The organism is Neorhizobium sp. T6_25 (genome assembly GCF_002968555.1).
GTDB lineage: Bacteria > Pseudomonadota > Alphaproteobacteria > Rhizobiales > Rhizobiaceae > Neorhizobium.
This window is the reverse complement of record NZ_PVBL01000019.1, coordinates 95,066-120,469: the sequence shown is the minus strand read 5'-3', so window position 1 is coordinate 120,469 and position 25,404 is coordinate 95,066. Positions and strand designations below refer to the sequence as shown.

General features: G+C 63.0%; 21 protein-coding genes. 13 read left to right on the top strand and 8 right to left on the bottom strand.

Features of this window, described 5'->3' with window-relative positions:
* Positions 1-58 precede the first annotated feature (58 nt).
* The 3 genes from nirK (at position 59) to C5L10_RS22715 (ending at position 2,778) form a co-directional block, all read left to right on the top strand.
* Positions 59-1,192, top strand: a complete 1,134-nt coding sequence (gene nirK, locus C5L10_RS22725; protein ID WP_105431515.1) for a copper-containing nitrite reductase — start codon at positions 59-61, stop codon at positions 1,190-1,192.
* 85 nt (positions 1,193-1,277) lie between these two features.
* Positions 1,278-2,183 (top strand): SUMF1/EgtB/PvdO family nonheme iron enzyme, encoded by a 906-nt coding sequence (locus C5L10_RS22720; protein ID WP_105431514.1) that lies wholly within the window; start codon positions 1,278-1,280, stop codon positions 2,181-2,183.
* Between the two features lie 148 nt (positions 2,184-2,331).
* Complete coding sequence (locus C5L10_RS22715; RefSeq protein WP_105431513.1) at positions 2,332-2,778, top strand: pseudoazurin; 447 nt, start codon at positions 2,332-2,334, stop codon at positions 2,776-2,778.
* Between the two features lie 94 nt (positions 2,779-2,872).
* On the opposite strand, the gene C5L10_RS22710 is transcribed toward C5L10_RS22715, so the two are convergent.
* The 7 genes from C5L10_RS22710 to C5L10_RS22680 all read right to left on the bottom strand — a co-directional run bounded on the left by C5L10_RS22710 (position 2,873) and on the right by C5L10_RS22680 (position 11,186).
* Positions 2,873-3,955 carry a PHB depolymerase family esterase gene (locus tag C5L10_RS22710; RefSeq protein WP_105431512.1) on the bottom strand — a complete coding sequence of 361 codons (1,083 nt, stop codon included), beginning with the start codon at positions 3,953-3,955 and terminating at the stop codon, positions 2,873-2,875.
* Positions 3,956-4,062: 107 nt separating this feature from the next.
* Positions 4,063-5,724 carry an ABC transporter ATP-binding protein gene (locus C5L10_RS22705; protein ID WP_105431511.1) on the bottom strand — a complete coding sequence of 554 codons (1,662 nt, stop codon included), beginning with the start codon at positions 5,722-5,724 and terminating at the stop codon, positions 4,063-4,065.
* The gene (locus tag C5L10_RS22700; protein WP_105431510.1) at positions 5,721-6,632 is read right to left on the bottom strand and encodes an ABC transporter permease; all 912 of its coding nucleotides are present in this window, start codon (positions 6,630-6,632) and stop codon (positions 5,721-5,723) included. The genes C5L10_RS22705 and C5L10_RS22700 overlap by 4 nt, the downstream gene beginning before the upstream one ends.
* The gene (locus tag C5L10_RS22695; protein ID WP_105431509.1) at positions 6,632-7,639 is read right to left on the bottom strand and encodes an ABC transporter permease; all 1,008 of its coding nucleotides are present in this window, start codon (positions 7,637-7,639) and stop codon (positions 6,632-6,634) included. The genes C5L10_RS22700 and C5L10_RS22695 overlap by 1 nt, the downstream gene beginning before the upstream one ends.
* Before the next feature lie 109 nt (positions 7,640-7,748).
* The gene (locus C5L10_RS22690; RefSeq protein WP_105431508.1) at positions 7,749-9,341 is read right to left on the bottom strand and encodes an ABC transporter substrate-binding protein; all 1,593 of its coding nucleotides are present in this window, start codon (positions 9,339-9,341) and stop codon (positions 7,749-7,751) included.
* A 33-nt stretch (positions 9,342-9,374) separates the two neighbouring features.
* A complete protein-coding gene (locus C5L10_RS22685; protein ID WP_105431507.1) occupies positions 9,375-10,055 on the bottom strand; it encodes an AroM family protein in 681 nt (226 codons plus the stop codon).
* A 174-nt stretch (positions 10,056-10,229) separates the two neighbouring features.
* The gene (locus tag C5L10_RS22680; RefSeq protein ID WP_205837084.1) at positions 10,230-11,186 is read right to left on the bottom strand and encodes an AroM family protein; all 957 of its coding nucleotides are present in this window, start codon (positions 11,184-11,186) and stop codon (positions 10,230-10,232) included.
* 145 nt (positions 11,187-11,331) lie between these two features.
* Here C5L10_RS22680 and C5L10_RS22675 point away from each other — a divergent pair, with 145 nt between their 5' ends.
* Positions 11,332-12,411: a DUF917 domain-containing protein gene (locus C5L10_RS22675; RefSeq protein ID WP_105431506.1), complete on the top strand. Its 1,080-nt coding sequence runs from the start codon at positions 11,332-11,334 to the stop codon at positions 12,409-12,411.
* Positions 12,408-13,982, top strand: coding sequence for a hydantoinase/oxoprolinase N-terminal domain-containing protein (locus C5L10_RS22670; RefSeq protein WP_105431505.1), 1,575 nt, complete (start codon positions 12,408-12,410; stop codon positions 13,980-13,982). The genes C5L10_RS22675 and C5L10_RS22670 overlap by 4 nt, the downstream gene beginning before the upstream one ends.
* A gap of 56 nt (positions 13,983-14,038) precedes the next feature.
* Here C5L10_RS22670 and C5L10_RS22665 read toward each other — a convergent pair whose 3' ends face one another.
* Positions 14,039-15,082: a LacI family DNA-binding transcriptional regulator gene (locus tag C5L10_RS22665; RefSeq protein ID WP_105431504.1), complete on the bottom strand. Its 1,044-nt coding sequence runs from the start codon at positions 15,080-15,082 to the stop codon at positions 14,039-14,041.
* Between the two features lie 152 nt (positions 15,083-15,234).
* Here C5L10_RS22665 and C5L10_RS22660 point away from each other — a divergent pair, with 152 nt between their 5' ends.
* The 8 genes from C5L10_RS22660 (at position 15,235) to C5L10_RS22625 (ending at position 25,358) form a co-directional block, all read left to right on the top strand.
* Positions 15,235-17,643, top strand: a complete 2,409-nt coding sequence (locus C5L10_RS22660) for a CaiB/BaiF CoA-transferase family protein (RefSeq protein WP_172717124.1) — start codon at positions 15,235-15,237, stop codon at positions 17,641-17,643.
* 4 nt (positions 17,644-17,647) lie between these two features.
* Positions 17,648-18,478: a MaoC family dehydratase gene (locus tag C5L10_RS22655; protein WP_105431502.1), complete on the top strand. Its 831-nt coding sequence runs from the start codon at positions 17,648-17,650 to the stop codon at positions 18,476-18,478.
* Positions 18,479-18,723: 245 nt separating this feature from the next.
* Positions 18,724-19,836 (top strand): mandelate racemase/muconate lactonizing enzyme family protein, encoded by a 1,113-nt coding sequence (locus C5L10_RS22650; RefSeq protein ID WP_172717123.1) that lies wholly within the window; start codon positions 18,724-18,726, stop codon positions 19,834-19,836.
* Between the two features lie 26 nt (positions 19,837-19,862).
* Positions 19,863-21,455, top strand: coding sequence for an ABC transporter substrate-binding protein (locus C5L10_RS22645; protein WP_172717122.1), 1,593 nt, complete (start codon positions 19,863-19,865; stop codon positions 21,453-21,455).
* Between the two features lie 39 nt (positions 21,456-21,494).
* Positions 21,495-22,418 (top strand): ABC transporter permease, encoded by a 924-nt coding sequence (locus C5L10_RS22640; RefSeq protein WP_205412822.1) that lies wholly within the window; start codon positions 21,495-21,497, stop codon positions 22,416-22,418.
* Complete coding sequence (locus C5L10_RS22635; RefSeq protein ID WP_105431499.1) at positions 22,418-23,329, top strand: ABC transporter permease; 912 nt, start codon at positions 22,418-22,420, stop codon at positions 23,327-23,329. The genes C5L10_RS22640 and C5L10_RS22635 overlap by 1 nt, the downstream gene beginning before the upstream one ends.
* Positions 23,326-24,354: an ABC transporter ATP-binding protein gene (locus C5L10_RS22630; RefSeq protein ID WP_105431498.1), complete on the top strand. Its 1,029-nt coding sequence runs from the start codon at positions 23,326-23,328 to the stop codon at positions 24,352-24,354. The genes C5L10_RS22635 and C5L10_RS22630 overlap by 4 nt, the downstream gene beginning before the upstream one ends.
* The gene (locus C5L10_RS22625) at positions 24,351-25,358 is read left to right on the top strand and encodes an ABC transporter ATP-binding protein (RefSeq protein WP_105431523.1); all 1,008 of its coding nucleotides are present in this window, start codon (positions 24,351-24,353) and stop codon (positions 25,356-25,358) included. Before C5L10_RS22630 ends, C5L10_RS22625 begins: the two co-directional genes overlap by 4 nt.
* Positions 25,359-25,404: the final 46 nt, after the last annotated feature.

Below are 25,404 nucleotides of genomic sequence, written 5' to 3'. Positions count from 1 at the left end.
AATTCTATTTCCAGAGGACGGCGATTTACTCCGCCCCTTGTTCCGAAGGAAAGAAACCATGACCGACAAGATTCAGATGACCAGACGCTCGATCCTTGCGGGGGCAGCCTTTGTTGGCGCGATCGCACCGGTCGTGCAGGCTTCCTTTGCCCATGCGGACGAAGCGCCCCCCGCAAAGATGAAGCCGGGCGACCTCTCGCGCCTCCGCCGCGAGAAGGTGGAGCTCGTGAAGCCGCCTTTCGTCCATGCTCATGCTCAGAAAGCCGATGGCCCGCCGAAGGTAGTCGAATTTACACTGACCATCCAGGAGAAGAAGCTCGTTCTCGACAAAGAAGGCACCGAAATCAATGCGATGACCTTCGATGGGTCGGTCCCGGGTCCGCTCATGGTCGTCCATCAGGACGACTACGTCGAGCTCACCCTCATCAACCCCGGCACCAACGAACTCCAGCACAATATCGACTTCCACTCGGCCACCGGTGCCTTGGGCGGCGGAGCGCTGACGGTGGTGAACCCCGGCGAGAAGACCATTCTCAGGTTCAAGGCAACCAAGGCCGGCGTATTCGTTTACCACTGCGCACCTCCCGGAATGGTGCCGTGGCACGTTACCTCGGGCATGAACGGTGCTATCATGGTGCTCCCGCGCGATGGCCTCAAGGACGGCAAAGGGAAACCGCTGACCTACGACAGGATCTATTATGTGGGTGAGCAGGATTTCTACGTCCCGCGCGACGAGAACGGCAAGTTCAAGAAATACGCCAGCGCCGGCGAAGCCTATGAGGACACGCTGGCGGTCATGCGGACGCTGACCCCGACGCATATCGTCTTCAACGGGGCCGTCGGTGCCTTGACGGGCCAGAACGCCATGACCGCCGCAGTCGGCGAAAAGGTGCTGATCGTCCATTCGCAGGCAAACCGCGATACGCGGCCTCACCTCATCGGAGGTCACGGCGACTATGTCTGGGCTACGGGCAAGTTCGCCAACCCTCCGGAGCTCGACCAGGAAACATGGTTCATCCCGGGCGGTGCGGCAGGCGCTGCATTCTACACCTTCCAGCAGCCCGGCATATACGCCTACGTCAACCATAACCTGATCGAGGCCTTCGAGCTGGGCGCGGCGGCGCATTTCAAGGTTACCGGTGATTGGAACGATGACTTGATGACGTCGGTCCTGGCGCCGAGTGGCACCTGATCCGAGACGGCCGGGAGCATGAGCTATGCATGCCCCCGGCCGACCTTCATCCCCTGCAAGCTGGATTTCGCCTCGGGAGGCGAACATGCGATGGACATACGACAGGCCAAAGCTCTCGCTCCTCTATACCGGGCTTCCGATCACGCTGATCGCCGTGCTGGCGGCGGGTATCTTCCACCAGGCGGGTTTCATGAAACCGGCGCCCCCAGAGGGCGCGGTCTATGAGCTGGCGACGGTCGTTGTTCCTCCCCGCAGCTACAGCTACAGGAGCGACGGAGAGTTTCTGAAGGGCACGGCGCCCATCGATCCGCCGATGAAGACGGTGGTAACGGCGTCGAGCCTTACGATCATGAAAAACCACGTCACTGCCTCGGAATACCGGGAGTGCGTCGCCGCGCGCGCCTGCAAATCCTCTGAGGCGACCTCATCGAGGCCGGACGTACCCGCCACGGGCGTGAGCTTCGACGATGCCACGGCTTACGCCCGCTGGCTCTCGGATGTGACCGGCGAATACTGGACCCTGCCAACCGACGAACAGCTGGCTCAGGCCGCGGGCAAGCGGTTCCCGGACGATGCTCTCGGCCTCGATCAGGATAGCAAGAACCCCGCGCTGCGATGGCTCGCCGACTACGAGCGCGAAGCGCGTGAGCGGGCGACAGGCGATCCGGTGCCCCGGGCGACCGGAAGTTTCGGGGAGAACGAATATGGCCTGGCCGACTTTGGCGGCAACATCTGGGAATGGACGTCTACCTGCCATCGCAGGGTCCATCTTTACGTGAACGGGTCCGTTCGCGCCTCCGAGGAGATTTGCGGCGTCTACGTGACCGTGGGTCCACATCGCTCGCCGATGAGTTCCTTCGTCCGCGATCCGAAAGGCGGCGGCTGCGCGGTCGGGACGCCGCCGGACAATCTGGGCTTCCGCCTGGTCAAGTCCACCCGGTGGTATGCGCCGCTTCTCAGGACGCTTCGCCAGGCCGGTTGGACAGCGTGATCGTCATCCGCGCCATCCGCCCCAAGCCGACGTCAAAGCGGGTCGCGAGCAAACTCCGAACCGTTTGTCGTAGGTCAAAGAGGACCGGCTTTTTTGCCCTAGTGTGAATTCAACGAAGCCGAGGGCTTTCGAGAAAAGGAGTAAGGAAATGAAGAAGATTTTGGCATCCCTGGTCGGCGCGGCAATCGCTACGGCTTTCTGCGCAACGGTGGCTTCGGCTGCCGATTTCCAAGTGCAAATGCTCAACAAGGGCAAGGACGGCGCGATGGTATTCGAGCCGAGCTCCCTCAAGGTCGCCAAGGGCGATACCGTCACCTTCGTCCCGACCGACAAGTCCCACAACGCCGAAACCATCGACGGGCTGATCCCGGAAGGCGCAAAGCCTTTCAAGGGCCAGATGAACGAAAGCGTCAAGATCACGTTCGACGTCGAGGGTGCCTATGCCGTGAAATGCGCGCCGCATGTCGGCATGGGCATGATCGGCCTTATCGTTGTCGGCAACGAGCCTGCGAACCTGGAGGCCATCAAGACTGCGAAACTGCCCAAGAAGGCTCGCGAACGTCTCGACGCGGATATTGCTGCTTCCGGCGTTTAAGCCGGAGCGCCCGGCGGCGGCCATTCCCTCTCCCCCTGGCCGCCGCCGCGCTTACTGTCCCGGCCTCATCCTGCGCGAAATCCGGCGCAGTTGGTCAGCGCATCAGGCCAGCCATGCGAAGCGCATTCTCGATGATCTGCTGGATGCCTTCCGGCTCTTTTGCCTTTTGGGAAGAAGCGGATGCCCGCTTGGGGCCGCCGGTCTTTGCCCGCAACGGCTCTACGCCTTCGCGAAGCAGGCCCCAGCTTTTTGCCGAATGAAGCGTCGACGATATGCCGACATCCAGTAGATAAGGCGCGGCGTTCTCGTCGCCGAGCGCCGGATCGATCGGCGTTCCGTGGCCCATTCCGGCAATGCTGTAATATTCGATTGCCCGCCGGCCGCGGGCGTCCTTCCAGACGGTTCTCGACTGGCCGTCGACCGTTTCCGACAAGTCCGGCGGTGCGTCGACGTCGTGAACGGCCCGCCACTGGTCGATGATCGCCTGCGCATTCGCCTCGGCGACCGTCTTGTCCTGGGTGCCCTGCCACACCGAGATGGTCGGCCACGGCCCCTGATGGGTGGAAGCAGCTCTCAGCCGCGACTGAAGCGTCGATGGTGCCGGCAGGCCGTGGCCGCGCATCCGGTCGAATGCTTCGGGCACCGTCGCGGTGACGCCATAGGGCAGGCCTGCGATGATCGCTCCGCCGGCGAAGACCTCCGGATAGGTGGCGAGCATGGTATTGGCCATCGCACCGCCCGCGGACAGGCCGCTGACATAGATGCGCGACGGGTCGATCCCGTGTCGGGAGACCACGGCTTCGATCATCTGGCGGATCGAATGCGCTTCGCCCTGGCCGCGGCGCGTGTCGCCCGGAAGGAACCAGTTGAAACAGAGATTGCCGTTGTTGGCGCGGACCTGTTCCGGCAGGAGCACCACGAACCCGTGCCGCTCCGCGAGTTTCGACCATCCGGTGCCGTGGTCATAACCGGAGGCGGTCTGCGTGCATCCGTGGAGAACGACGACGAGGGCGGGGTGTTTGGGAAGCAGGGAGGGCACGTAAACCTTGGCTGCCAGCGCTCCTGGGTTGGATCCGAAGCTTTCGAGCGCCTCCAGATGGCTGGGGGCGTCGGTCTGCTCTCGACCCAGTGATTTCAAGCGGGCGAGCCGCTCCAGCGTGTCCGACAACGATCTCATAATGTCTCCTGGCAATCATTGCCGGGATGGCAGTGATCAGCGTCAACGTTCCCTATATGGGTAACGTTGCTGCACTGCACAATTATTTTTCGGTAAGATATGTTTGATCACGAGGCGGCGGGAGCCGAAAGGTTCGCTGCTCGCGAGGTTTTGCGCCCGCTTTCGATCAGAGCCCTGGTGTATTCGTGCTGCGGAGAGAGGAAGAGGCGTTCGGTTTCCCCCTGTTCGACAATCACGCCGCGTTTCATCACGATGGTCCGGTCGCAGATCTGGCGGATGACGGCGAGGTTGTGCGAGATGAAGACATAGGTGAGGTCGAGCTCGGCGCGCAGTTCCTGCAGGAAGTCGAGCACCTGCGCCTGCACCGAGATGTCGAGTGCGGACGTCGGCTCGTCGAGGATCAGCAGGCGCGGATTGAGGGCGATGGCGCGGGCGATGCAGATGCGCTGCTTCTGGCCGCCGGAGAGTTCATGCGGATAGCGGTATTTGAACGTCTTCGGCAGCTGGACGATGTCGAGCAGCGCTTCGACGCGGGCCTCGATATCGCGGCGGCCCATGCTTGTCTGGATACGCAGGGGTTCGCCGATCGCATCGCCGATCGTATGGCGGCCGTTGAGCGCCGAGTGCGGGTTCTGGAAGACGAACTGCATGTGCCGGCGCATCAACCGCATGGGCTCGCCGGTTAGGCCGGAAATGTTCCGGCCGTCGAAGATGATGTCGCCCGAGGTCGGCTCGATCAGCCGCAGCAGCATGCGCGCGAGCGTCGATTTGCCGGAGCCGGATTCGCCGACGACACCGAAGATTTCGCCGGTCGCGACGGACAGGTTGATGCCATCGACCGCCGTCACCTCGCTGCCGGACTGGCTGCGATAGACCTTTCTGAGGTCGATCGCTTCCAGAAGAACGCCGGGTTGCGGCGGCGTGCCGACTGCCGGTTCGGCGGTGACCTTTGCCGCTGCGGTATCGATGTCCGGCACGGCGGCCAGCAAGCGCTTGGTGTATTCGTGCTTCGGGGCGCTGAGGATATCCGCCGTCAGGCCCTGTTCGACGATCTCGCCCTTGTACATGACCGCGCAGCGTTTCGCGATCGTGGCGATCGCGCCGATATCGTGGCTGATCATGATGACGGTGAGGTTGAGCTTCTCGACCAGCGAATTGATGAGGTCGAGCACTTGCGCCTGCACCGTCACGTCGAGCGCGGTCGTCGGTTCGTCCGCGATCAAAAGGTCCGGCTTGCCCGAAAGCGCCATGGCGATCAGCACGCGCTGGCGCATGCCGCCGGAAAGCTGGTGGGGATACTGGTCGAACAACATCGCAGGGTTCGGCAGGCCGACCTGGTCGAGCAGTTCTTCGGTACGGGCGCGGCGGATGGCCTTTAAGGAAACGCCGTGGCCGGCTGCCTTTTCATGAGCGGCGATGACGTCGGAAATCTGCTGCCCGATGGTGAAAAGCGGGTTCAGATAGGTCATCGGGTCCTGGAAGATCATCGAGATGCGGATGCCGCGGATCTTCGTCCAGTCCTTTTCCGAAAGTGCCGTGATATCCTGCCCGTCGAAGGCGATGCTGCCTTCGACGACTCTGGAGGCCTTCGGGCCGATGCCGAGCACCGAGCGCACCAGCACCGTCTTGCCGGAACCGCTTTCGCCGACGATGCCGAGCGTATCGCCGCGGTTGACCGTCAGGTTGATATCCTTCAGCACGTGCACCGGGCCGTCGAACGTGCCGATGTCGAGCCGGTAGTTCTGAATGTCGAGAAGAGGTCCGGTCATCGGTCGCGGCTCCGGGGGTCGAGAATGTCGCGCAGGCCGTCGCCAAGAAGGTTGAAGCCGAGCACTGTCAGGAAGATCGCGGCGCCCGGAAACAGCGAATACCACCACCAGTCCGGCATGTAGGTGCGGGCGACCGAGATCATCGCCCCCCATTCCGGTGCCGGCGGCTGGGCGCCGAGGCCGATGAAGCCGAGGCTTGCCGCGGACAGGATCGCCATGCCCATGTCCATGCTCATCTTGACGATGATCGGCGACATGCAGTTGGGCAGGATGTGATGCCAGAGGATCCAGGGCGTCTTGGCGCCGATCGAGCGGGCGGACTCGACGAAAAGTTCTTCCTTGACCGACAGCGTCTTCGCCTCCACCAGCCGCACATAACCGGGCCACCAGACGAGCGACAGGGCCAGCACGCAATTGGTGATGCCGGGGCCGAGCGCGGCGACGATCGCGAGCGCGAGAGCCAGTCCCGGCACGGCGAGAAAGAGTTCGGTGATGCGCATGATGACGGCGCGTACCCAGCCGCCGCGATAACCGGCGATGATGCCGAGCGGCACGCCGATGACGGCGCCGACGCCGGTGATGATCAGGCCGATCCAGAGCGACGTGCGGGCGCCGATGATGACGCGCGAAAGGATGTCGCTGCCCATCTCGTCGGTGCCGAACCAGTGGGCGGCACTCGGCCCCATCAGCTTGTTGGCCATGTTGAAGGCGCCGACGGTATCTTCCGGATAGGGCGCCAGCAATGGTCCCAGCGCTGCGAGAGCCAGGAAGATCACGACCAGGCCGAGGCCCAGCATGGAGGAGAAGCTCCCGCCGAACATGTGGGCATAGAGCCGCCACTGGCGGATCTTGCTTTCATGCCGTTCGCGGAAGGTGAGGGGCCGGGAGAGTTCCACGGGCGTCGTCATCAGGCGCTCCTGAGGCGGGGATCGATCCACGCGTAGGCGAGATCGACAAGGGTGTTGGCGACGATGAAGAAGAAGCCGATCACCAGCGTAACGCCGATGACGGGCTTGAAATCCGATGAAAGCGCCGAGGAGACGGCATAAAGCCCAATGCCCGGCCAGTCGAACACGGTTTCGACGAGAACGGTGGAGCCGAGCATCCAGCCGAAGCGCAGGCCGATCATCGCAAGCGTCGGCAGCAGCGCATTCTTCAGCGCGTAGATGGCGACGATGCGGAACGAGGCGATGCCGTGGGCGCGAGCCGCGACAATGTAGTCCGACTGCAGCACTTCGATCATCTCGGCGCGGTTGACGCGCAGGATCGAGGCGAGACAGGGGAAGGAGAGCACGATCGCCGGAAGGATGATATGCCGCAGCGACGTCCAGAACGTATCCAGCCGGCCGGCGAGCAGGCTGTCGACGAGGAGCAGGCCGGTGACCGTTTCCGGCGGGCGGGTGACCAGCGGCAGACGGCCGGAGACCGGCAGCCAGCCGAGATCGACCGCGAATGTCAGCTGCAGGATGATGCCGAACCAGAAGGCAGGCAGTGCGACGCCCGAGATCGAGAAGATGCGGGTCGCATGGTCGATCGGGCCATCCTTGTAGACGGCCGACAGCATGCCCATCGGCACGCCGACGACGATACCGAGCGCCATGGCGACGAACACCAGTTCCAACGTTGCCGGCGCATAACGCAGTACTTCTTCCAGCACAGGCCTGGTGGTGACGATCGACTGGCCGAGATCGCCGGTGACGAGGTCGCCCATATAGACAACGAACTGCTCGGGTAGCGACTTGTCGAGGCCGTATTCGGTGCGGATGGTCGTCACCATGTCCTCGGTCGCGTTGGGGCCGGCGACCAGGCGGGCGGGATCGCCCGGCGCGACATTGGTGATGACGAAGGTGAGTGCCGCAATGCCGATCATGGTTCCGACCAACGTCAGCACTTTGCGGAAGGCGAATGCCAACATCGTCTTCTCCGGTGGCTATTCTTTAAAAAAACTGCGCATGGCCCGGCCGGTTGGGATGGTCCGGACCATGCGCATCATGCTGGCTGCAGGAGGGGACGCAAGCCAGTTTCTATTCGGCCTTCACCCACATCGGGTAGAGATCGACCTCGCCGGTGAAGCGGACCGGGCTGAACTTGAAACCCTGCAGATAGTCGCGATGCGCCCAGCGGCGGTTCTGCAGCATGCCGAAGACTTCCGGCTGGTCGGCGACGATCTGCTTCTGGATGTCGGCATAGAGCTTGGCGCGGTCATCCCAGCTGGTGGCGGCGCGAGCCTGGTCGATCATCTCCGAAACCTTCGGATTGTCGTAGAACATCATCGCGTAATACTGGCCCCAGCTCGCCTTGTGGTACTGGTAGGCGACGGCGTCCGGGTCGGTCGAGACCGGTGTGGTGAAGACCGAGGTCATGGCCGGCGAGGTCTCGACCTTGGAACCGGCGGCGACCATGTTCGGCCACTGTTCCGGCTTGACCTCGACGGTGATGCCGAGTTCCTTCAGGTTGTCGAGCAGGACGAGGCCGATGCGGCGGGCTTCTTCGAGGCCTGCGACATGGACATAGGGAAGGGTGATTCCGCCGTTCGGATAAGCCGATTTCGCGAGGTATTCCTTCGCCTTGGCGAGATCCTTGCGCGGCATGCCGGGAACGGCGACATGGCCCTTCATGGCGTCCGGCAGCGGGCTGGTCTCGAGCGAGGCGGCTCCGTTGTAGATCTGGATCAGCGCATCGTAGTCGAGCGCATAGGCGATCGCCTTGCGCAGGTTGATGTCGGCGGTCGGGCCCTTCTGGGTGTTGAACTTGATGCCGAAGGTGGTCATGCCCTTGTGGTCCTGGATGACCACGCCCGGCACGCGCTTGATCTGCATGTAATCGTCCGGCGTCAGACCTTCGACGATGTCGGCTTCGCCGCGCTGCAGGGCGGCCTTCTGGGCGGCCGGTTCGCGGATGATCTTGTAGATGACGCCGGCCGGGCGGTTCTTTTCGCCCTGCGGCCAGCCCTTCCAGTAGCCAGCATTGGCTTCGATCTCATAAAGGACGTTCGGTTCCCAGCGGCCGAGCTTGAACGGGCCGGAGCCGGCGGCATGGTCGGTCAGCCACTTTTGGCCGTAGTCGCCATCCACCTCGTGGGCCTTCACCTCAGCCGGGTTGACGACGAACCACCAGGGCAGGAAGGAGAGGAACGGTGCGTAGGGCGCCTTGAGGTCGAAGCGGACGGTGTTGGCATCGACGGCGACGATGTTTTCCGGCGCCAAAAAGTCCTTGAGCATCCAGGCGACGCCCTTGTTGAGCTTCAGGCCGCGCTCGAAGGAATAACGCACGGCTTCGGCGGTCACCGGATCGCCGTTGTGGAACTTGGCGTTCTTGGCGAGATGGAAGGTCCAGCTCTTGCCGTCGGCGCTGGTTTCCCACTTCTCGGCGAGCCAGGACTTGATCTCGGCCGGGTTGCCTTCGTACTTGACCAGAGCATCATAGACCGACTGCTGGATCATGCGCGTCGACCAGTCGTAGCGGATATGCGGATCGAGGACCGGGATGGCCTGACGGCCGCCGAAGACGATGACATTGCCCTTGTCGGTTCGCTCGAAAGCGCCGGCAGGCGAGGCGAGGATCGAGGAGGCGAGCAGCCCCGCGACCGCGACAATTCTCAAGGTTTTTCCGAACATGTGGTTCCCTCTGTTTTTAATGTGGCTCGGGTATCAGATCATTTGGCGGACGACGCCCGCGACGACGCGGCGCGACAATAGAACCGGGGCATCGACGGCGCGGCGCACCTCGTTCAGCATTCCGGCAGAATAACCCATGCAATGCATGACGATGAGGTCGCAGCCTTCGAGTGTTTTTGCCCGTTCGCCGACATCGTCGCCGGCATAAGGTGAGGCGGCCACGAATTTCGGCTCGCCGCTGAAGACGTGGCGATCGGCGAAATCCTTGACCTGCCGTTCGAGCGGCAGGATGACGCCGAGCTTGCGGGAGGAAGCGGCGAGCGCCTCGACGGTCGAATCGACGATCCGCTGGGCTTCGACGACCAGCGTGTTTTCGAGCGGATCGATCCGGGTGCCGGTGCAGAGGAGAACGACGAGGTCGAAATCTTGAGCATCGATCCCTTTCAAGAGGACATTGAGCTTCTCCTCGGTGCGGGCCTTGGACGTGACGATCTCCTCGCCACTCTTCAGACGCGTCGCGAAGGAATGCTCGCCGTCGATGGCGCGCATCGCATCCAGTTCGGCCGGGCTCATGCCATCGAGCACGCCGAATTCACGGAACTCGACGCGACCTTCCGGCAGGCCGATGCCGATCTCGGCCATCATTTCCGGAACGATGTCGACACGCGGCGTCTGGCCGATGGTCACAAAGGCGATCTTGGATGTGGAAGGCATGCTCTCATCGTTCCCTGCATGGCTCTATGGAACGGAGCCTAACGCTCGGAAGCGCGGCTTCACTATAGGGTAATGCCCCTAGAACGACATGATTCTGACATGCTCAAGGCGACCAATTTTTAGGCAAACGGGTCTTTTGACGCAATTTTCTTGCGCGAAGCCACTTATTTTCGATCAGGGATGGCCGGCGGAGATGACCATGCGGATGAGGGCATTGGACGAGGTGACTTCCATCTTGCTCATGACGTTCGAGCGGTGGATCTCGACGGTCTTCGGGCTGATGCCGAGCTGGCGGGCGATCGCCTTGTTGGACAGACCTTCGGCCACAAGCGAGAGGACCTGCCGCTCGCGCGGCGTCAGACGAAGAAGTTTTTCGGCAAATTCCGGCGAAACGCCCGGCAGAGTGACGGGCTGCGAACGATGGAGAAGGAGCCGGATGGCGCTTGCGACGATGCGCCGGGCGAGAACCACGGGCTTGCCGCTCGCCTTCGCCACCATCTGCCGGTCGGCCTCGGTAAAGCTCACGGAATTCAGGACGATGATTTCCGCATCGGCGAGATCGACAAGCGCGCCGGCCAGCAGTTTCCTGTCGCCATCGGCGGCGTAGCTGGCGCAGATCTTGTAGGGGGCCAGCGCCGGGATATCGAGTTCGGCGATCTGTTGCTGCAGCGGCTGGATGAGGCCGACGGAAGAGCCGTGCGCGGCAAGCGAAATCACCGCTGATTCCATGGCGCGCTGGGCATTGACGGTCGGGCAGGTGCTTTCGAAATCGCGGAACAGGCCGGTCGAGAGGATGACGACCAGATCGAATTCGTTGGGGTGGAAGGCGGCGGCGATCTTCGCCATGCGCTCGGCGATCCGCGGCTTGGACACCACGATGTCGGTATTGTCGGCAAGCCGGGTGACGATGCTCTGTTCGCCCGGCCGCACTTTCAGATCGTCGATTTCTGCCTTGGAAAGCCCGTCCAGCGCGCCGATTTCCAGCGCTTCGATCGGCACATCGAGATTGGTCAGCATATCCCCTATGAGATCGGCACGCGGCGTCTGACCGACGCTCAAAAACATCACCCGATGGCGCATTTCAACACCTTCCGGCGAGGTCGCGGCCAGCGCATATGGGCTCTTCGTCACCTGCAGGGAATCGGTCCTTTCGATCGTCAAACCATGATTGCGCCGAGCGTGCCCAAAATCAAGGCAAGCTCATTCTAGGGGCAGTCCCCTATAGGCATCCTTCGTCACTCATGGCTAGGTTCTAGCACATTCTTCGGAGGTAAACATGATCCGTGATTTCGAAGCGGGCGAGATCGACCCGGTTGCCGTTGGCGCCTGGATTCTCGGTACCGGCGGCGGCGGCAGCCCCTATCTGGCGCAGCTCAACCTGAAAAAACTCTACAAGGACGGCAAGCGCGTCAAGCTGATCGATCCCCAGGCGCTCGATGACGGCGATGCCGTCGCGGTCGTCTCCAAGATGGGTGCGCCGCTGGTCGGTCAGGAGCGCCTCGTCGATCCCGCGCATCTGGCGCGTGCCATGCAGCTCATGGAAGAATATACCGGCCGCAAGTTCCGCGCCGTGATGAGCGTCGAGATTGGCGGCGGCAACGCGCTGTCTCCCTTCCTCGCCGGCGCCATGCTGGACATCCCGGTCGTCGATGCCGACGCGATGGGTCGCGCCTATCCGGAAGCGCAGATGACCAGCTTTGCGATCGGTGACCTGCCGATGTATCCGCTGACGCTGGTCGATTGCCGCGACAATGAGGCGATCGTCGCCAAGGCTGCCTCCTGGAAATGGATGGAGCGGATTTCCCGCAAGATCTGCACCGAGGTCGGCTCGACGGCGGCGACCTGCAAGGCGCCGCGCACCGGACGGGAAGTCAAGGACTGGGGTGTGCTCTACACAGTTACCAAGGCGGTCAGCCTCGGCCGTGCCGTCATCGAAGCCCGTGCAGCCCATACGGATCCGGTCGAAGCCGTGCTCGCCCATGAAGGCGGCAAGGTGCTGTTCAAGGGCAAGATCGCCGATGTCGACCGCACCACGACGGGCGGCTTCCTGCGCGGCTCGGCGATGATCGAAGGTCTCGACGGTGATCGCGGCTCCAAGGTCGAGCTCGCCTTCCAGAACGAGTGGGCGGTCGCCTTCCGCGACGGCCAGCCGATCGCCATGACGCCGGACCTGATCTGCCTGCTCGATACGGTGTCGGGCGAGGCGATCGGCACAGAGACCGTGCGGTACGGTCAGCGCGTTACGGTCGTGGCGCTGCCGGCGCCGGAGGTGCTGACCAGCGCCAAGGGCCTCGAACACGTCGGCCCGCGCGCCTTCGGATATGACCTGGATTTCAAATCGGTGTTTGCAGCATGAAGCGGATCGGAATTGACGTCGGCGGCACCAATACGGATGCCGTGCTCATCGATGGCGAGAAGGTTCTCTCGGCCATCAAGTTTCCCACCACGTCGGATGTGATGCAGGGTGTGGTCAATGCGATCGGCCATGTGGTCGCCTCGCAGGAGCCGGGTTCGGCACCGGTCGATGCGGTGATGATCGGCACGACGCATTTCACCAATGCGGTGGTCGAACGCGCCCGTCTCGATCGGGTCGCGGCGATCCGCGTCGCCATGCCGGCCGGCGCCTCGTTGCCGCCGATGGTCGACTGGCCGGACGAGCTGCGCGATGCCGTCGATCCGCTCTCCTTCATGGTACATGGCGGCCACGAATATGACGGCCGGCCGCTGGTGCCGCTCGCCCGTGACGAAGTGCGCGATGCGGCAATGAAGATCCGTGATGCGGGCGTCGATTCGATCGGCATCACGGCGCTCTTTTCGCCGCTGACGGCGGAATGCGAGCTGGAAGCGGCGGAGATCGTCCGTTCGGTGATCCCGAATGCGCGCATCACGCTTTCCCATACGCTCGGCCGCATCGGCCTTCTCGAACGCGAGAACGTCACGCTGCTGAACGCTGCGCTGCAGGGCCTCGGCCGCAAGACGATCGACGCCTTCAAGGATGCGCTGAAGCAGGCCGGCATCGACGCACCGTTCTATCTGACCCAGAACGATGGTACGGTGGTGCTGGCGGATGTCGCCGCCGCTAACCCGGTCTACAGCTTCGCGTCCGGCCCGACCAATTCCATGCGCGGCGCGGCGTTTCTGACCGGCCTCAAGGAGGCCATGGTCATCGACGTCGGCGGCACCACCTCGGATGTCGGCTGCCTGGTCGGCGGCTTTCCGCGCGAGGCGAACAATGTCGTCGAGGTTGGCGGCGTGCGCACGCTCTTCCGCATGCCGGACCTGCTGCCCATGGCGCTCGGCGGCGGCACGATCATCGATCCGGAAACCCGCAAGATCGGCCCGCGCTCGGTCGGTTACCGGATCACCGAAAAGGCATTGGTCTTCGGCGGCGATACGCTCACGACGACGGATGTCGCGGTTGCTGCCGGCCTTGTCGAGATCGGTGACCGCGACCGGGTCAAGCATCTCGACAAGGCTTTGGTTGCCGACCTTCTGAAACGCGTCGAGGCGATGGTGGAAGACGGCGTCGACCGGATGAAGACGTCTGCCGAGGGCGTGCAGCTGATCGCCGTCGGTGGCGGTGCCTTCCTGATCCCGGAAAAGCTCAAAGGTGCCAGCGAAGTGCTGCGCGTCGAACATGCCGGTGTGGCGAACGCGCTTGGTGCCGCGATGGCGCAGGTGTCTGGCGAAGTCGACCAGGTGTTTTCCGGCATGTCGCGCGAAAAGGCGATTGCCGAGGCCGAGCGCATTGCCCGCGCCCGCGCGGTCGATGCCGGCGCCAGCGCCGATACGATCGTGACGCTCGATACCGAAGACATTCCGATCGCCTACCTGCCGGGTGACGCGCGGCGCGTGCGGGTGCGCGTCGTCGGCGATATCGCGTTCATGAAGGACGAACGGAAGCGCGTGGCCGGGGCCTTGCGCTAGTCTCCTCCCAGGGAGAACCGGCGGGCGGGCTTGTTGCAGGCCCGCCGGGTTCATTTTCAGCTGCCGGAAATCCTGTAGCTCGAGGACCGGACGATCAGTTCTCCGGGGAGCCGTTTGATCGTGATCGGCCGGCCGGGATAACAGGAGCCATCCTCGATCATTCCGACGGCCACCGCTATGATCTCGTCGACGGGTTGGCGGAATGTGGTCAGCGCATAATGCGGCCAGCTGGCGAGCGCGATATCGTCGAAGCCGGCGACCGCGATATCGTCGGGCACGCTGAGCCCGGCCTCTTCCCGCAGCGCATCGAGGCCACCTGCCGCGAGAATGTCGTTGGCGAAGAAGATCGCATCCGCTCCGCCGCGTTCGACGATTTCCATCGCAGCCCGCCAGCCGGCCTCATAGCTGTATTCGCCGGCATCGACGCGGGCGCAAAGCACCATGCCGAGCTCGGCAACGCGCGTCACGAAGGCGTTCTGTCTTTCGCGATTGGTGGTCGTGTGGCTGAGGCCGGACACATAGGCGACGCGACGCCGGCCGGTCTCATAGAAATGGTCCGCGATCGCCCGGCTGCCCGCGACATTGTCGCAGATGACGCAGCTTAAGTCCGCATCCTCAACGACGCGGTTGATCAGCAGGGCGGCGCGGCCCTCGGTTGCCCAGCGCAAGGTCTGGCCGGAGAGGATCGTGGCGGAAATGATGATCACCGCATCGACATTGTAGCGGCGCAGCGCCGAAAGCTGCTCTTCGAGGTTGGAGCCCTTGGTGATGTTGAAGAGCAGGCTCTGCAGCCCGACGCGCTGCAGACTGCGGGAGAGCTTTTCGATGAGCGCGGGGTAGAAGGGGTTCTGCATGTCGGAGACGACGATGCCGACGATATTGGTGCGGCTCTTCGACAACATGCTGGCTATGGCGTTCGGGTGGTAATCCACCTCCTCCGCAAACTGCTTGATCCTGTCGCGCAGGTCCGGGGCGATGCTGGCGCCCGGCGTGAACGCGCGGGAGACGGCGGACTGGCTGACGCCGAGCATACGGGCGAGCTGGCGCGCGGTGATCGGCCGACGCTTCGCCTTGTCATCCGGTATCTCTGGCTTGTCCAAGAAACTCTCCAACTCCCTGCCGGCGGACGGCGCTGCTGTCGATACCCCTGGCGCAGTCACGGATCAATATCATCAAATGCGTATCCGTGTCTTGCATCCGTATGCAATCGCGTCTAGTCTTTCTTTCAAGATCGGGAGGAGAGCCGGCGATCATGCTTTTGAAGGAAATGGCTGAGCCAGGCGTCTCGGCCGTGGACGATCTTCGCGTGCTAGATTTGTCCGACACGCTTTCAGGCCAATACTGCGCGCGGCTTCTGGCGGACCATGGCGCGGAAGTCATTCTCGTCGAGCCGCCGGGGGGATCGGCGATCAGGCGAATGCCGCCGTTCTCGGTGACCGATCCACAATTGTCCTTGTCGTTCTGGCATCTGAACACCGGAAAGAAATCCATCATCCTGGACCGGTCGACGGAGGCCGGGTGGGAGGAGCTGAAGGCGCTGATCGCTGGCGCGGATGTCGTTATTCCGCCTGCGGACCTCACGTTCGACGAAGTCGCGGACATCGATCCGCGCTGCATCATCGCTTCCATCACCCCTTTCGGGACGGATGGGCCGCTTGCCGATTGGAAGGGGCCGGAGATCGTGCTGCAGGCGCTTTCCGGGATGATGTACAATAACGGCCAGATCGGCCGCGAACCTCTCTACGGCGTCGGCGACCGGGCATCCTATGCCGCAGGGCTCGCCGCCTATATCGGCGTGATCACCGCTCTGCTTGCCCGTCGCGCGACCGGGCTTGGCCAGGCTGTGCGGGTGGACTCGGCCGAGACGGCGGTATCGATGTGTTTCCCCTATGTGCTGCGCCATATCTACAACGGCTCGGTCCATAGCCGGCGGGACCAGACGATCCCGGCAGGGCAGGTGAAATGCCGCGACAGCTGGGTCTGCATCTGGATCTACAACCATCGCTGGGAAGCTCTCTGCGCGGCACTGGATCTTCGGGATATCCGGCACGATCCCCGTTTCGCCGATCCGGCCCCGCGCCGGCAGCACTGGGATGTGCTCTACGAGATCATCCAGGCGAAGGTCGCCGATATGGACGCCGAGGACCTGGTGGACCGGCTGCAGCGCGCCCAGATCATCGCGGCCAAGGCCTATCGCCCGGCAGAGCAGCTCCATAACGGTCATCTCAATGCCCGAAACTACTGGGAAACCGCCGATGGCCGGCTCATCCTCGGGCCGCCTTTTCGGATGAGTGCGACACCGCGAAAGGTGCAAGGCGGAGCACCCGTTCTCGGAGAGGCGCGGGGGCGGATTGCACCGCGGTGGATCGAGCCGGTCGAGGAGAGAAATTTGACGGCTTCAGGCCGGCCGCCGCTCGACGGGCTGCGGGTCATCGAGATCACCACCGCATGGGCCGGGCCTATGGCAGGACGGGTGCTCGCCTATTTCGGGGCGGAATCCATCCACGTGGAATCGCCCAATCGGGTGAATTCCTGGCGGTTGAACAAGGAAAGGCCGAACCCGATCAATTTTCCAAGCGGCGAGCCGGGCGAGCGGCCCTTCGACCGCTCCTTCCTGTTCAATTCCCAGAACGTCAACAAGCTCTCCTGCATCCTCAACCTGAAGACCCAGGAAGGGCGCAGGACGCTGGAGCAGCTGGTCGCCAGGGCCGATGTGCTGATCTGCAATTTCCGGCCTGGCACCCTTGCAAAGCTCGGGTTGAACTACGAGCGGCTCTCGGCGATCAAGCCGGATATCATCGTGGCGGAACTTCCGGCCTTCGGGCGCGACGGGCCGATGTCGGGATATGCGGCCCTCGGCCCGACGATGGAAATGGCGACCGGAATGTCGGCGATGATGCGTTATCCGGACGGGCAGCCGGAAAACAGCGGGCCTTCCTATCTCGACCCGATCGGCGGGTTCAATGCGGCTGCGGGGATCCTGACCGCACTCTACTGGCGAGAGCGGACCGGTCGCGGCCAATATGTCGAGGTGCCGCAGGTCGAAGCGGCGATGCAGTTCATCGGTGCGGAACTGCTCTTGGCGGCAGAGACAGGAAAAGACCCGGTGCCGAACGGAAACCGGCTCGCGGGCATGGTACCGCACGACGCCTTTCCGGCCCTCGGGGAAGACCAGTGGGTCGTCATCGCAGCGCAGGATGAGGCGCAATGGCAGGCGTTGTGCGAAACTATCGGTATGCGGCAGCTCGCCTCCGACCGGCGTTTTGCGACGCTCGAGGCGCGCCGGCGAAACGAGGATGCGTTGGCGGAAATCCTTTCTGATTGGACGCGCGGCCGCGACAAGCACGATATCGCCCGGTTGCTCCAGGGCAGGGGCGTTGCCGCGGCTCCGGTCAACGACGCCGGCGATCTGGCACGCAGCGACTATCTTGCGCGTCGCCGGTTCTTCACCGAACTCGAACATCCGGATGCCGGATTGCACCCCCATCCCGGCCTGCCGATCCACTTGAGCCGGACGCCGGGAGGGCAGCGCCGGCCTGCGCCCCAGTTCGGCGGCCATAACCGGTTCGTGCTCGAGCGGATCCTGGCGCTGCCGCCGGAAGAGGTCGCCCGCATCATGGCCAGTGATGCGATGACCAACGTTCCCTTCCCGGATGGATAGACCGATGAAAACAGAGACAGAAGCGCTCTTTCCGCGAAGCCTTGTCGTCGATATCCGCCTCGACGACGACCCGCGATACAAGGGCAGCATCCACGACGACGCGGTGGCGCGGGCGCGGGGTTACAAGGCGGCACTGGTTCCCGGCGCCTTCGTTTATGGCCATATGGGCCGCGTGGCGGTGGAAGCCTGGGGTCTCCCTTGGCTGGAGCGCGGCGGCATGGGCGCGAGTTTCCGGCGCCCGGTCTACAATGGCGACCGGTTGACGATCAGCGCCTCGGCGCTGTCGGGCGATGCCGATATGCGTAGATCCGCCATCGTCGTGACAAACACGGACGGCGAGGAGGTTGCGAGCGGCTGGATCGGTTTGCCGGACCTGTCGCCGTCGGTTCTGGACCTTTCAGCCTTCGCGGTGCTGCCGCGTCCCGATCCGGCGCCGGCAGTCTCGATCGGCCAGTTGAAACCCGGAACGCCGTTGGCGAGCGCCGACAGGGTGCTGACCGAAGAGGAATTCATGCGATCCCTCTCTGCCTTCGACGAGCAGCATGTCCTGCATGTGCGAGACGGGATCGTGCATCCGGGATGCCTGATGCGGCTCGCCATGGGCGATACGCACAACAGTTTCCGGTTCCCGTCCGCGATCGTGCTGACGGCTGTCGAGGCGCAGCATTTTGCCTGCGTTCGGCCGGGGCAGAGGCTGACGACGGTGGGCAGAATAGGGGACGCCTGGGTCAGGAACGGCAAGCACTATTTCCAGAGTGAGGAATTCCTTCGCGCCGACGGATGTCTCGTGGCGCGCTTTTTGCGGACCCAGATCTACGGCTACGAAAACGTTTAGGATGGCGGCGTGGCGCCTTTTCGCGGCGGTCCAAAATTTAACGGCAAAGTTGCTTGCATACGGATGCAAAGTGAGTGATGCTTCGGTTGGAGGAAGGAGCGCTTCCAAAGTGCCCGATAAGAAGAGGGAGGATTTCGAGGATGTCAGAGACGCGAGCGTTTAGCGCCTAGCGTGCCGGCTCCCGCTATGGCGGGTTTTCGCGGCCCCTTGGGGCAATCTTTTTCCAGGTTTGTGGATACCTAATCGTGCCAGTGCCGACGACGATCAAATCAGTCGAAGCTTTTCAGGTCATGTGGGAGCCGAACGAGCCGCCGGGGCGCCGAAGCGCCATCGTGCGGGTGACGACGGTGGAGGGCATTGTCGGTTACGGCGAGGCATCCCCGATGATGGGCGGCGAGCATTCCCTCGGCGTCGTCAGGGATTTCGCGCCGTCGCTCACCGGTGCCGATGCGCTCGATCACGCAGTGCTCTATGATAAGCTCCTGCATAAATACGTGAAGCTCGGTCCGGAGGGAGCGGTCACCGGGGCGTTGGCGGCCCTTGATATCGCGCTCTGGGACATCCGGGGCAAGGTCTTCAACCAGCCGATCTACAAGCTGCTCGGCGGCGCCTGGCGCACCGAACTTCCCTTTTATTCCTCGATCGGCGGCAATGCCGGCCGTACCGTGGACGAGACTGTCAAGGTGGTCGAAGCACGCTGGAAGTCGGAAACGCCGGCGGCGATCAAGATCCGCTGGGACGGCGACCGCACCCGGCAGGATTACGACATCCCCGGAGATATCGCCAAGGCGAAGGCGGTGCGCAAGCTGGTCGGCGACGACTTCCCGCTCGCCTTCGATGCCAACAATCAATATTCGGTCGGCGGTGCGATCCGGGTCGGCCGGGCTTTGGAGGAGCTCGGCTACATCTGGTTCGAGGAGCCGGTACAGCACTACAACGTTCGCGCCATGGGAGAAGTGGCGCAGCGGCTCGATATCACCGTCTCGGCGGCCGAGCAAACCTACACCACGCAGGCGGTAGTCGACATGATCAATGCCGGCGTGCGGATGGTGCAGCCCGACATCATCAAGATGGGTGGCATTACCGGCCTGATGCAATGCGCCGCGATCTGCTTTGCGCACGGCGTCGAACTCGTCCCCCATCAGACCCAGCCGACGATCGCTCACATCGCCAACCTGCAGGTGCTGGCGACGCTGATGCACAATACCAAACCGGCCGAATTCGCAGATCCGTCGACACGGATGCACGTGGCCTTCGAGAACCCGCCAAAGCCTGAAAACGGCAAGTTCAAGGTGCCGGGAGGCCCGGGGCTGGGCCTCATGATCAAGGATGCCGAGTTGGACAAGCGGCGAACGTAACTTGTCTTTGGGAGGAGATGATGAACGTGAACAGAAGAGAATTCCTGGAGTTCGCCGCTGCGGCGACGGCTCTGAGTGTCGTGGGAGCGGGTACGGCCCGCGCAGCGTCGAGCGCCGGCGTGGTGCGGATCGGCATTGCCGCCAACGGGCCGCGCACCAGCGATCCGAACCAGACGACGCAGGGCTCCGACAACTGGGCCACCGAACAGATCTACGAACAGCTGGTGCGCCCCGAAGACGGTGATTTCGCTACGACGCCGGACAAGTACGTGCCGACGCTGGCCACCGAATGGTCCGCATCGCCTGATGCGAAAACCTGGACGTTCAAGCTTCGCCAAGGTGTCCAGTTCCACAAGGGTTACGGCGAGATGACGTCGGACGACGTGGTTTTTTCCTTCAAGCGGGCAATCACCGACGGCACCAACAAGACGATCATGGCGAATGTCGCCGACGTGGTCGCCAAGGGTCCCTACGAGGTTGCGGTTCAGCTCAAGTCTCCGGACGTGAATTTCCTCGGCACGACGGGCTTTTCCAACAATACGTCGATCGTCTCCAAGAAGGCCTTCGACAAGATCGGCGCCGAAAAGTTCATGACCGACGCGGTCGGCACCGGGCCTTACGAGCTCACCCGTTTCGACGCCGAATGGGGCACGGCGATGAAACGCCATGAGGGTTACTGGGGCCAGAAGGCCAAGATCGCCGGCGTGGAATGCGTCTATATTGCCGATACCACGGCCCGGACGCTGGCGCTCCTTTCCGGCGACGTCGATCTGATCGAGGCGGTGCGGGCGCCCGGCTGGGTGGATTCGATGCTGCAGCGCGATCCGACCCTGCAGTTCGACATGACGATACCGGGATCCTTCAACACGCTGCACATCAACCTGACCCGCAAGCCTTTCGGCAACCTGAAAGTTCGCCAGGCGGTGATGTATGCGATCGATCGGCAGGCGGTCGCCGATGCCCTGAAGCCGATGGGTGGTTTCATGGCTGGTTTGCAGCCGGATTTCTTCCCCGCCGGTTTCAAGACCGCCGACCTGCCGCCCGAACTGCAGTACAAGTACGATCCGAAGAAGGCCAAGGCGCTGCTCGCCGAGGCGGGTTTTCCGAACGGCTTCGATTTCGACAGCAATTGCAGCCAGCGCGAGGACTATTCCTCGACCATGCTGATCGTGCAGGAACAGCTCCGGGCCGTCGGATTGCGCATGAACCTGAAGATCGGCGACCACACGGCCTATCACGCCGACAATCGCAGCGACAAGAACACGCTCGCCATGCATTCGTCGAGCTATCCGCCGATCCCGACGCAGCTCTATTTCCAGCAGCTTTCGTCGAAATCGGAAGTGAAATCCGACGGCAAGGGCGGCGGCAACTACAGCCATTACGGGGCCGCGATGCCGGGGATCGACGCGCTGCTCGACAAGGCGTTGATGGCGACCGACTACAAGACCTATGTCGACACCTGCAAGCAGATCGAGCTGCAGGCGCTGCGCGACCTGCCCCTGATCGGGCTTTCCACCCTGTCCTTCACCGTCGCCCGCAATGCGCGGCTGGACATGGGCTACAAGGTCAAGAGCGGTTACGCCCGTTGGCGTTTCCATCGCGCCACGAAAAAAGCCTGACGGCTTCAAAGCACGGGTGACAGGCCAATGGGCAGGTACATGCTTTACAGGCTAGCCGACGCGATACCGACCATATGGTTGGTCCTGACGCTCGTGTTCATCGCCATGCGTATCCTCCCGGGTGACCCGGCAATCGCTGCTCTGGGAGACGGTGCTCTCCCGGAGCAGCTTGCCGAGTTCCGGGAGAAAATGGGACTGAACGTCCCGATCTGGCAGCAATATTTCAACTTCCTGATCGGCACGCTGACGCTCGATTTCGGCAAGTCCTACATGAACGGCGCGCCTGTCCTCGATCTCATCGCCCGCAATCTGCCCTACACTATCCAGCTCACGGTGGCGGCGATGATCCTCGGCACCGTGATCGGCATACCGTTCGGGGTGCTCGCGGCCGTCAAGCGGGGGAAGCTGCCGGATTCCGGCATGCGGATCTTTTCTCTGGTGGGCTATGCGGTTCCGGATTTTTATCTGGGCGCGCTGTTTCTGATCGGCTTTGCGCTGAACCTCAGATGGTTTCCGATCAACGGGGCCGGTAGCGGGTTTTTCGATATCCTCCACCACCTCTTCCTGCCGGCGTTGACGCTGGCGCTGGTCAAGGCTGCTTTCATCGGGCGCCTGACGAGAACCTCCGTGCTTGAGGTTCTCGGCAAGGACTATGTGCGAACCGCCCGCGCCAAGGGAGCGCGAGAAAACCGCGTCATCTACCGCCATGCGCTGCGCAACGCCCTGCTGCCGCTTGCGACCGGCATGGGATTGAGCCTGCTGGCAACCCTGTCGGGATCCGTCGCGGTGGAACTGGTCTTCAATCGCCCCGGCATCGGCCGCCTGCTCATCCAGTCGATTACCGAAAGAGACTACGGCGTCATCCAGGGCGGAGTGGTGGTCTTCGCGCTGATGGTGGTCTTCGTCAACCTGATGATGGACCTCCTCTATGTCGTCATCGATCCACGAATTCGGGTGAAGTAATGACAATACTCCCAGGCTCCGTCGGAACCCTGCCCGCATCCGACGACATCGAACATGCGATCGCGCCGGAACCCGGCAGGACAGCGCTGCTGAAGGACATGCTGTTCGGCCAGGCCTCGACGATGTTTGCCTTTTTCGTCGTGGTGATTTTTCTTCTGGTCGCGATCCTGGCGCCTTGGCTCGCTCCCTACGATCCGCTGGCGCAAAGCATCCTGTCGATCAACAAGCAGCCGTCCTGGGCGCATTGGCTCGGCACCGACCAGTTCGGCCGGGACGTGCTGTCCCGGATGATCCACGGGTCGCGCAATTCGCTGCTGTTCGGGCTGATCTCGCCTGCCCTGGCAGCCTTTTTCGGAACCATACTCGGGGTGACGGCCGGCTATTTCGGCGGTGTCATCGACCGGGTGATCAGCCGGGTCGTCGATCTTCTTCTGGCTTTCCCGGAACTGCTCCTGGCGATCATGATCGCAGCGGTGCTCGGCGGGGCCTTCTGGAACATCATTGCGGTCATCACCGTCGCCTTCATACCGGGCTTTGCGCGGGTGGCGCGCGCCTCGACGCTCGCAGTCAAGCAGGAGCCTTACATCGAAGCCGCGGTTGCGGTCGGCCTTCGCACGCCGACGATCATCATCCGGCACGTCATCCCGAATATCGCAGCGCCGATCCTGGTGCTGATGACGCTCTGGGTCGCGTCCGCCATCCGGCTGGAAGCGTCGCTGAGTTTCCTCGGCATCGGCACCCGGGCACCCAATCCGAGCTGGGGCAATATCATCCGCGACGGGCTGAACAACCTGTTCGGATCGCCATGGCCGATCATCGCGGCGGGTTTTGCGATTACCTGCGTCGTGCTGTCGTTCAACCTCATGGGCGACGCGGTGCGCGATGTCCTCGATCCGGAGACGACGCGATGACGGTTGCTCCCTCGCCTTCCAGGCAGCAGCCGGTTGCCTCCGTTCATCCCGGTCCCTTGCTGAAAGTGGAGGATCTCTCGATCGAGTTCGGCCCGAAGGGTACGGCGGTGCGTGTGGTGGAAGGTGTCAGCTTCACCATCGACGCCGGCGCCGCGGTCGGCATCGTCGGCGAGTCCGGCTCCGGCAAATCGATGACCTCGCTTGCGGTGATGGGGCTGATCCCCAGTCCTCCCGGCCGCATCGCCACGGGGCGGATCCTGTTCGAGGGCGTCGATCTGCTTGGCCTGCCGCGCTCCAGGATGCCGGAAATCCGCGGCCGCGATATCGCGATGATCTTCCAGGAGCCGATGAGTTCGCTCAATCCGGTAATGACGATCGGCGACCAGATCGGCGAGGCGATCAAGCTGCATCAGAAGATGGGCCGCGAGGAGCGGCGCCAGCGCGTTATCGAGCTGCTGAAGCTGGTCGGCATTCCCGATCCGGAGCGCCGGCTCGGCGCCTATCCGCACCAGTTCTCCGGCGGCATGCGCCAGCGGGTGATGATCGCCATGGCGGTCGCCTGCAACCCGAAGCTCCTGATCGCCGACGAACCGACGACCGCGCTCGACGTCACCATCCAGGCGCAGGTGCTCGAGCTGATGCACAAGATCCGCCGCACCCTGAACACCACCATCCTGTTGATCTCGCACGATCTCGGTGTCATCGCCGATATCTGCGAGCGGGTGATCGTCATGTATGCGGGCAAGGTGGTCGAGGATGCGGACGTCAAGACGATCTTCCGCAGCCCGAAACATCCCTATACGCGGGGCCTGCTGCAATCGATCCCGCGGTTGAAGGACGAGAATACGCGTCTTTACCAGATCCCCGGCATGGTGCCCTTGCCCGGCACGATCAAGCAAGGCTGTCCGTTCTTCCCGCGCTGTCCCGATCGCATCGACAAATGCGCGCGGGAGACACCGCCTCTCCTTGAAATCACACCGCAACAGAAGGCGGCCTGTTGGGTCTCGGCGGGGGCGACGTCATGAATATTGCTGTGACCGGAGATGACCTCGTCGTGGTCAGAGACGTGGGCAAGACCTTTTCGGAAGCGGGAGGCCTGGTGTTCGGCCGCTCCCAGCCGAGTGTGAGGGCGGTCGACGGCGCTTCCTTCGAGGTCAAGCGCGGCGAGACGCTGGCACTGGTGGGGGAATCCGGCTGCGGAAAATCCACCCTCGGGCGGCTTCTGCTGCGGCTGATAGATGCAAGCGAAGGCGAAATCGCTATCGACGGCGTGGATATCCTGCGTCTCAGTTCCAATGACATGCGCCAGATGCGGGCGCGCGTGCAGATGATCTTCCAGGACCCCTACGGGTCGCTCAGCCCGCGGCGCTCGGTTGCGAAGATCATTGCCGAACCCCTGGAAATTTTCGGGCTGGTCCAATCGAGGAAGCAGCGTCGCGATCGTGTCGCCGAACTGATGATCCAGGTGGGGCTGTCGCCGACCTTCATGGACCGGTATCCGCGCCAGTTCTCCGGAGGCCAGCGGCAGCGTATAGGGATCGCTCGCGCCATTGCGGTCGATCCACAGTTCATCGTTGCCGACGAGCCCGTATCCGCGCTCGACGTCTCGGTGCAGGCCCAGATCGTCAACCTGATGCAGGGCCTGCAGAAAAGCCGCGGTTTCTCCTACCTCTTCATCGCCCACGATCTCTCGGTCGTGCGCCATATCGCGGATCGCGTCGCCGTCATGTATCTTGGTCGGATCGTTGAAATCGGGCCTAAAAAGCGGATCTACGATTTCCCGAGCCATCCTTACACCCAGGCGCTTCTCTCAGCGGTGCCGGAGCCCGACCCGGAAACGCGGAAGTCCCGGATCATACTGAAGGGCGATGTGCCGAGCCCGGCCAATGTTCCGACCGGCTGCAGCTTCCATACCCGCTGTCCCATCGCCCAGCCGATTTGCAGGGCGGAACGTCCACCGCTTTTGGAAACCGCCAGCGGTCACCTCGCCGCCTGCCATTTCGCTAAACCGCATCCCATCCCTTTGTAGGTCTTGTCGAGAGGCTCTCCGAGCTGTGCTCATCATCGAATAGGCG

Coding starts and splice junctions, on each gene's coding strand:
- C5L10_RS22700 (WP_105431510.1), bottom strand. CDS start 6,632: ATGACGACGCCCGTGGAACTCTCCCGGCCCCTCACCTTCCGCGAACGG.
- C5L10_RS22675 (WP_105431506.1), top strand. CDS start 11,332: ATGATCCGTGATTTCGAAGCGGGCGAGATCGACCCGGTTGCCGTTGGC.
- nirK (WP_105431515.1), top strand. CDS start 59: ATGACCGACAAGATTCAGATGACCAGACGCTCGATCCTTGCGGGGGCA.
- C5L10_RS22715 (WP_105431513.1), top strand. CDS start 2,332: ATGAAGAAGATTTTGGCATCCCTGGTCGGCGCGGCAATCGCTACGGCT.
- C5L10_RS22630 (WP_105431498.1), top strand. CDS start 23,326: ATGACGGTTGCTCCCTCGCCTTCCAGGCAGCAGCCGGTTGCCTCCGTT.
- C5L10_RS22695 (WP_105431509.1), bottom strand. CDS start 7,639: ATGTTGGCATTCGCCTTCCGCAAAGTGCTGACGTTGGTCGGAACCATG.
- C5L10_RS22625 (WP_105431523.1), top strand. CDS start 24,351: ATGAATATTGCTGTGACCGGAGATGACCTCGTCGTGGTCAGAGACGTG.
- C5L10_RS22690 (WP_105431508.1), bottom strand. CDS start 9,341: ATGTTCGGAAAAACCTTGAGAATTGTCGCGGTCGCGGGGCTGCTCGCC.
- C5L10_RS22640 (WP_205412822.1), top strand. CDS start 21,495: ATGCTTTACAGGCTAGCCGACGCGATACCGACCATATGGTTGGTCCTG.
- C5L10_RS22720 (WP_105431514.1), top strand. CDS start 1,278: ATGCGATGGACATACGACAGGCCAAAGCTCTCGCTCCTCTATACCGGG.
- C5L10_RS22655 (WP_105431502.1), top strand. CDS start 17,648: ATGAAAACAGAGACAGAAGCGCTCTTTCCGCGAAGCCTTGTCGTCGAT.
- C5L10_RS22710 (WP_105431512.1), bottom strand. CDS start 3,955: ATGAGATCGTTGTCGGACACGCTGGAGCGGCTCGCCCGCTTGAAATCA.
- C5L10_RS22670 (WP_105431505.1), top strand. CDS start 12,408: ATGAAGCGGATCGGAATTGACGTCGGCGGCACCAATACGGATGCCGTG.
- C5L10_RS22685 (WP_105431507.1), bottom strand. CDS start 10,055: ATGCCTTCCACATCCAAGATCGCCTTTGTGACCATCGGCCAGACGCCG.
- C5L10_RS22660 (WP_172717124.1), top strand. CDS start 15,235: ATGCTTTTGAAGGAAATGGCTGAGCCAGGCGTCTCGGCCGTGGACGAT.
- C5L10_RS22635 (WP_105431499.1), top strand. CDS start 22,418: ATGACAATACTCCCAGGCTCCGTCGGAACCCTGCCCGCATCCGACGAC.
- C5L10_RS22705 (WP_105431511.1), bottom strand. CDS start 5,724: ATGACCGGACCTCTTCTCGACATTCAGAACTACCGGCTCGACATCGGC.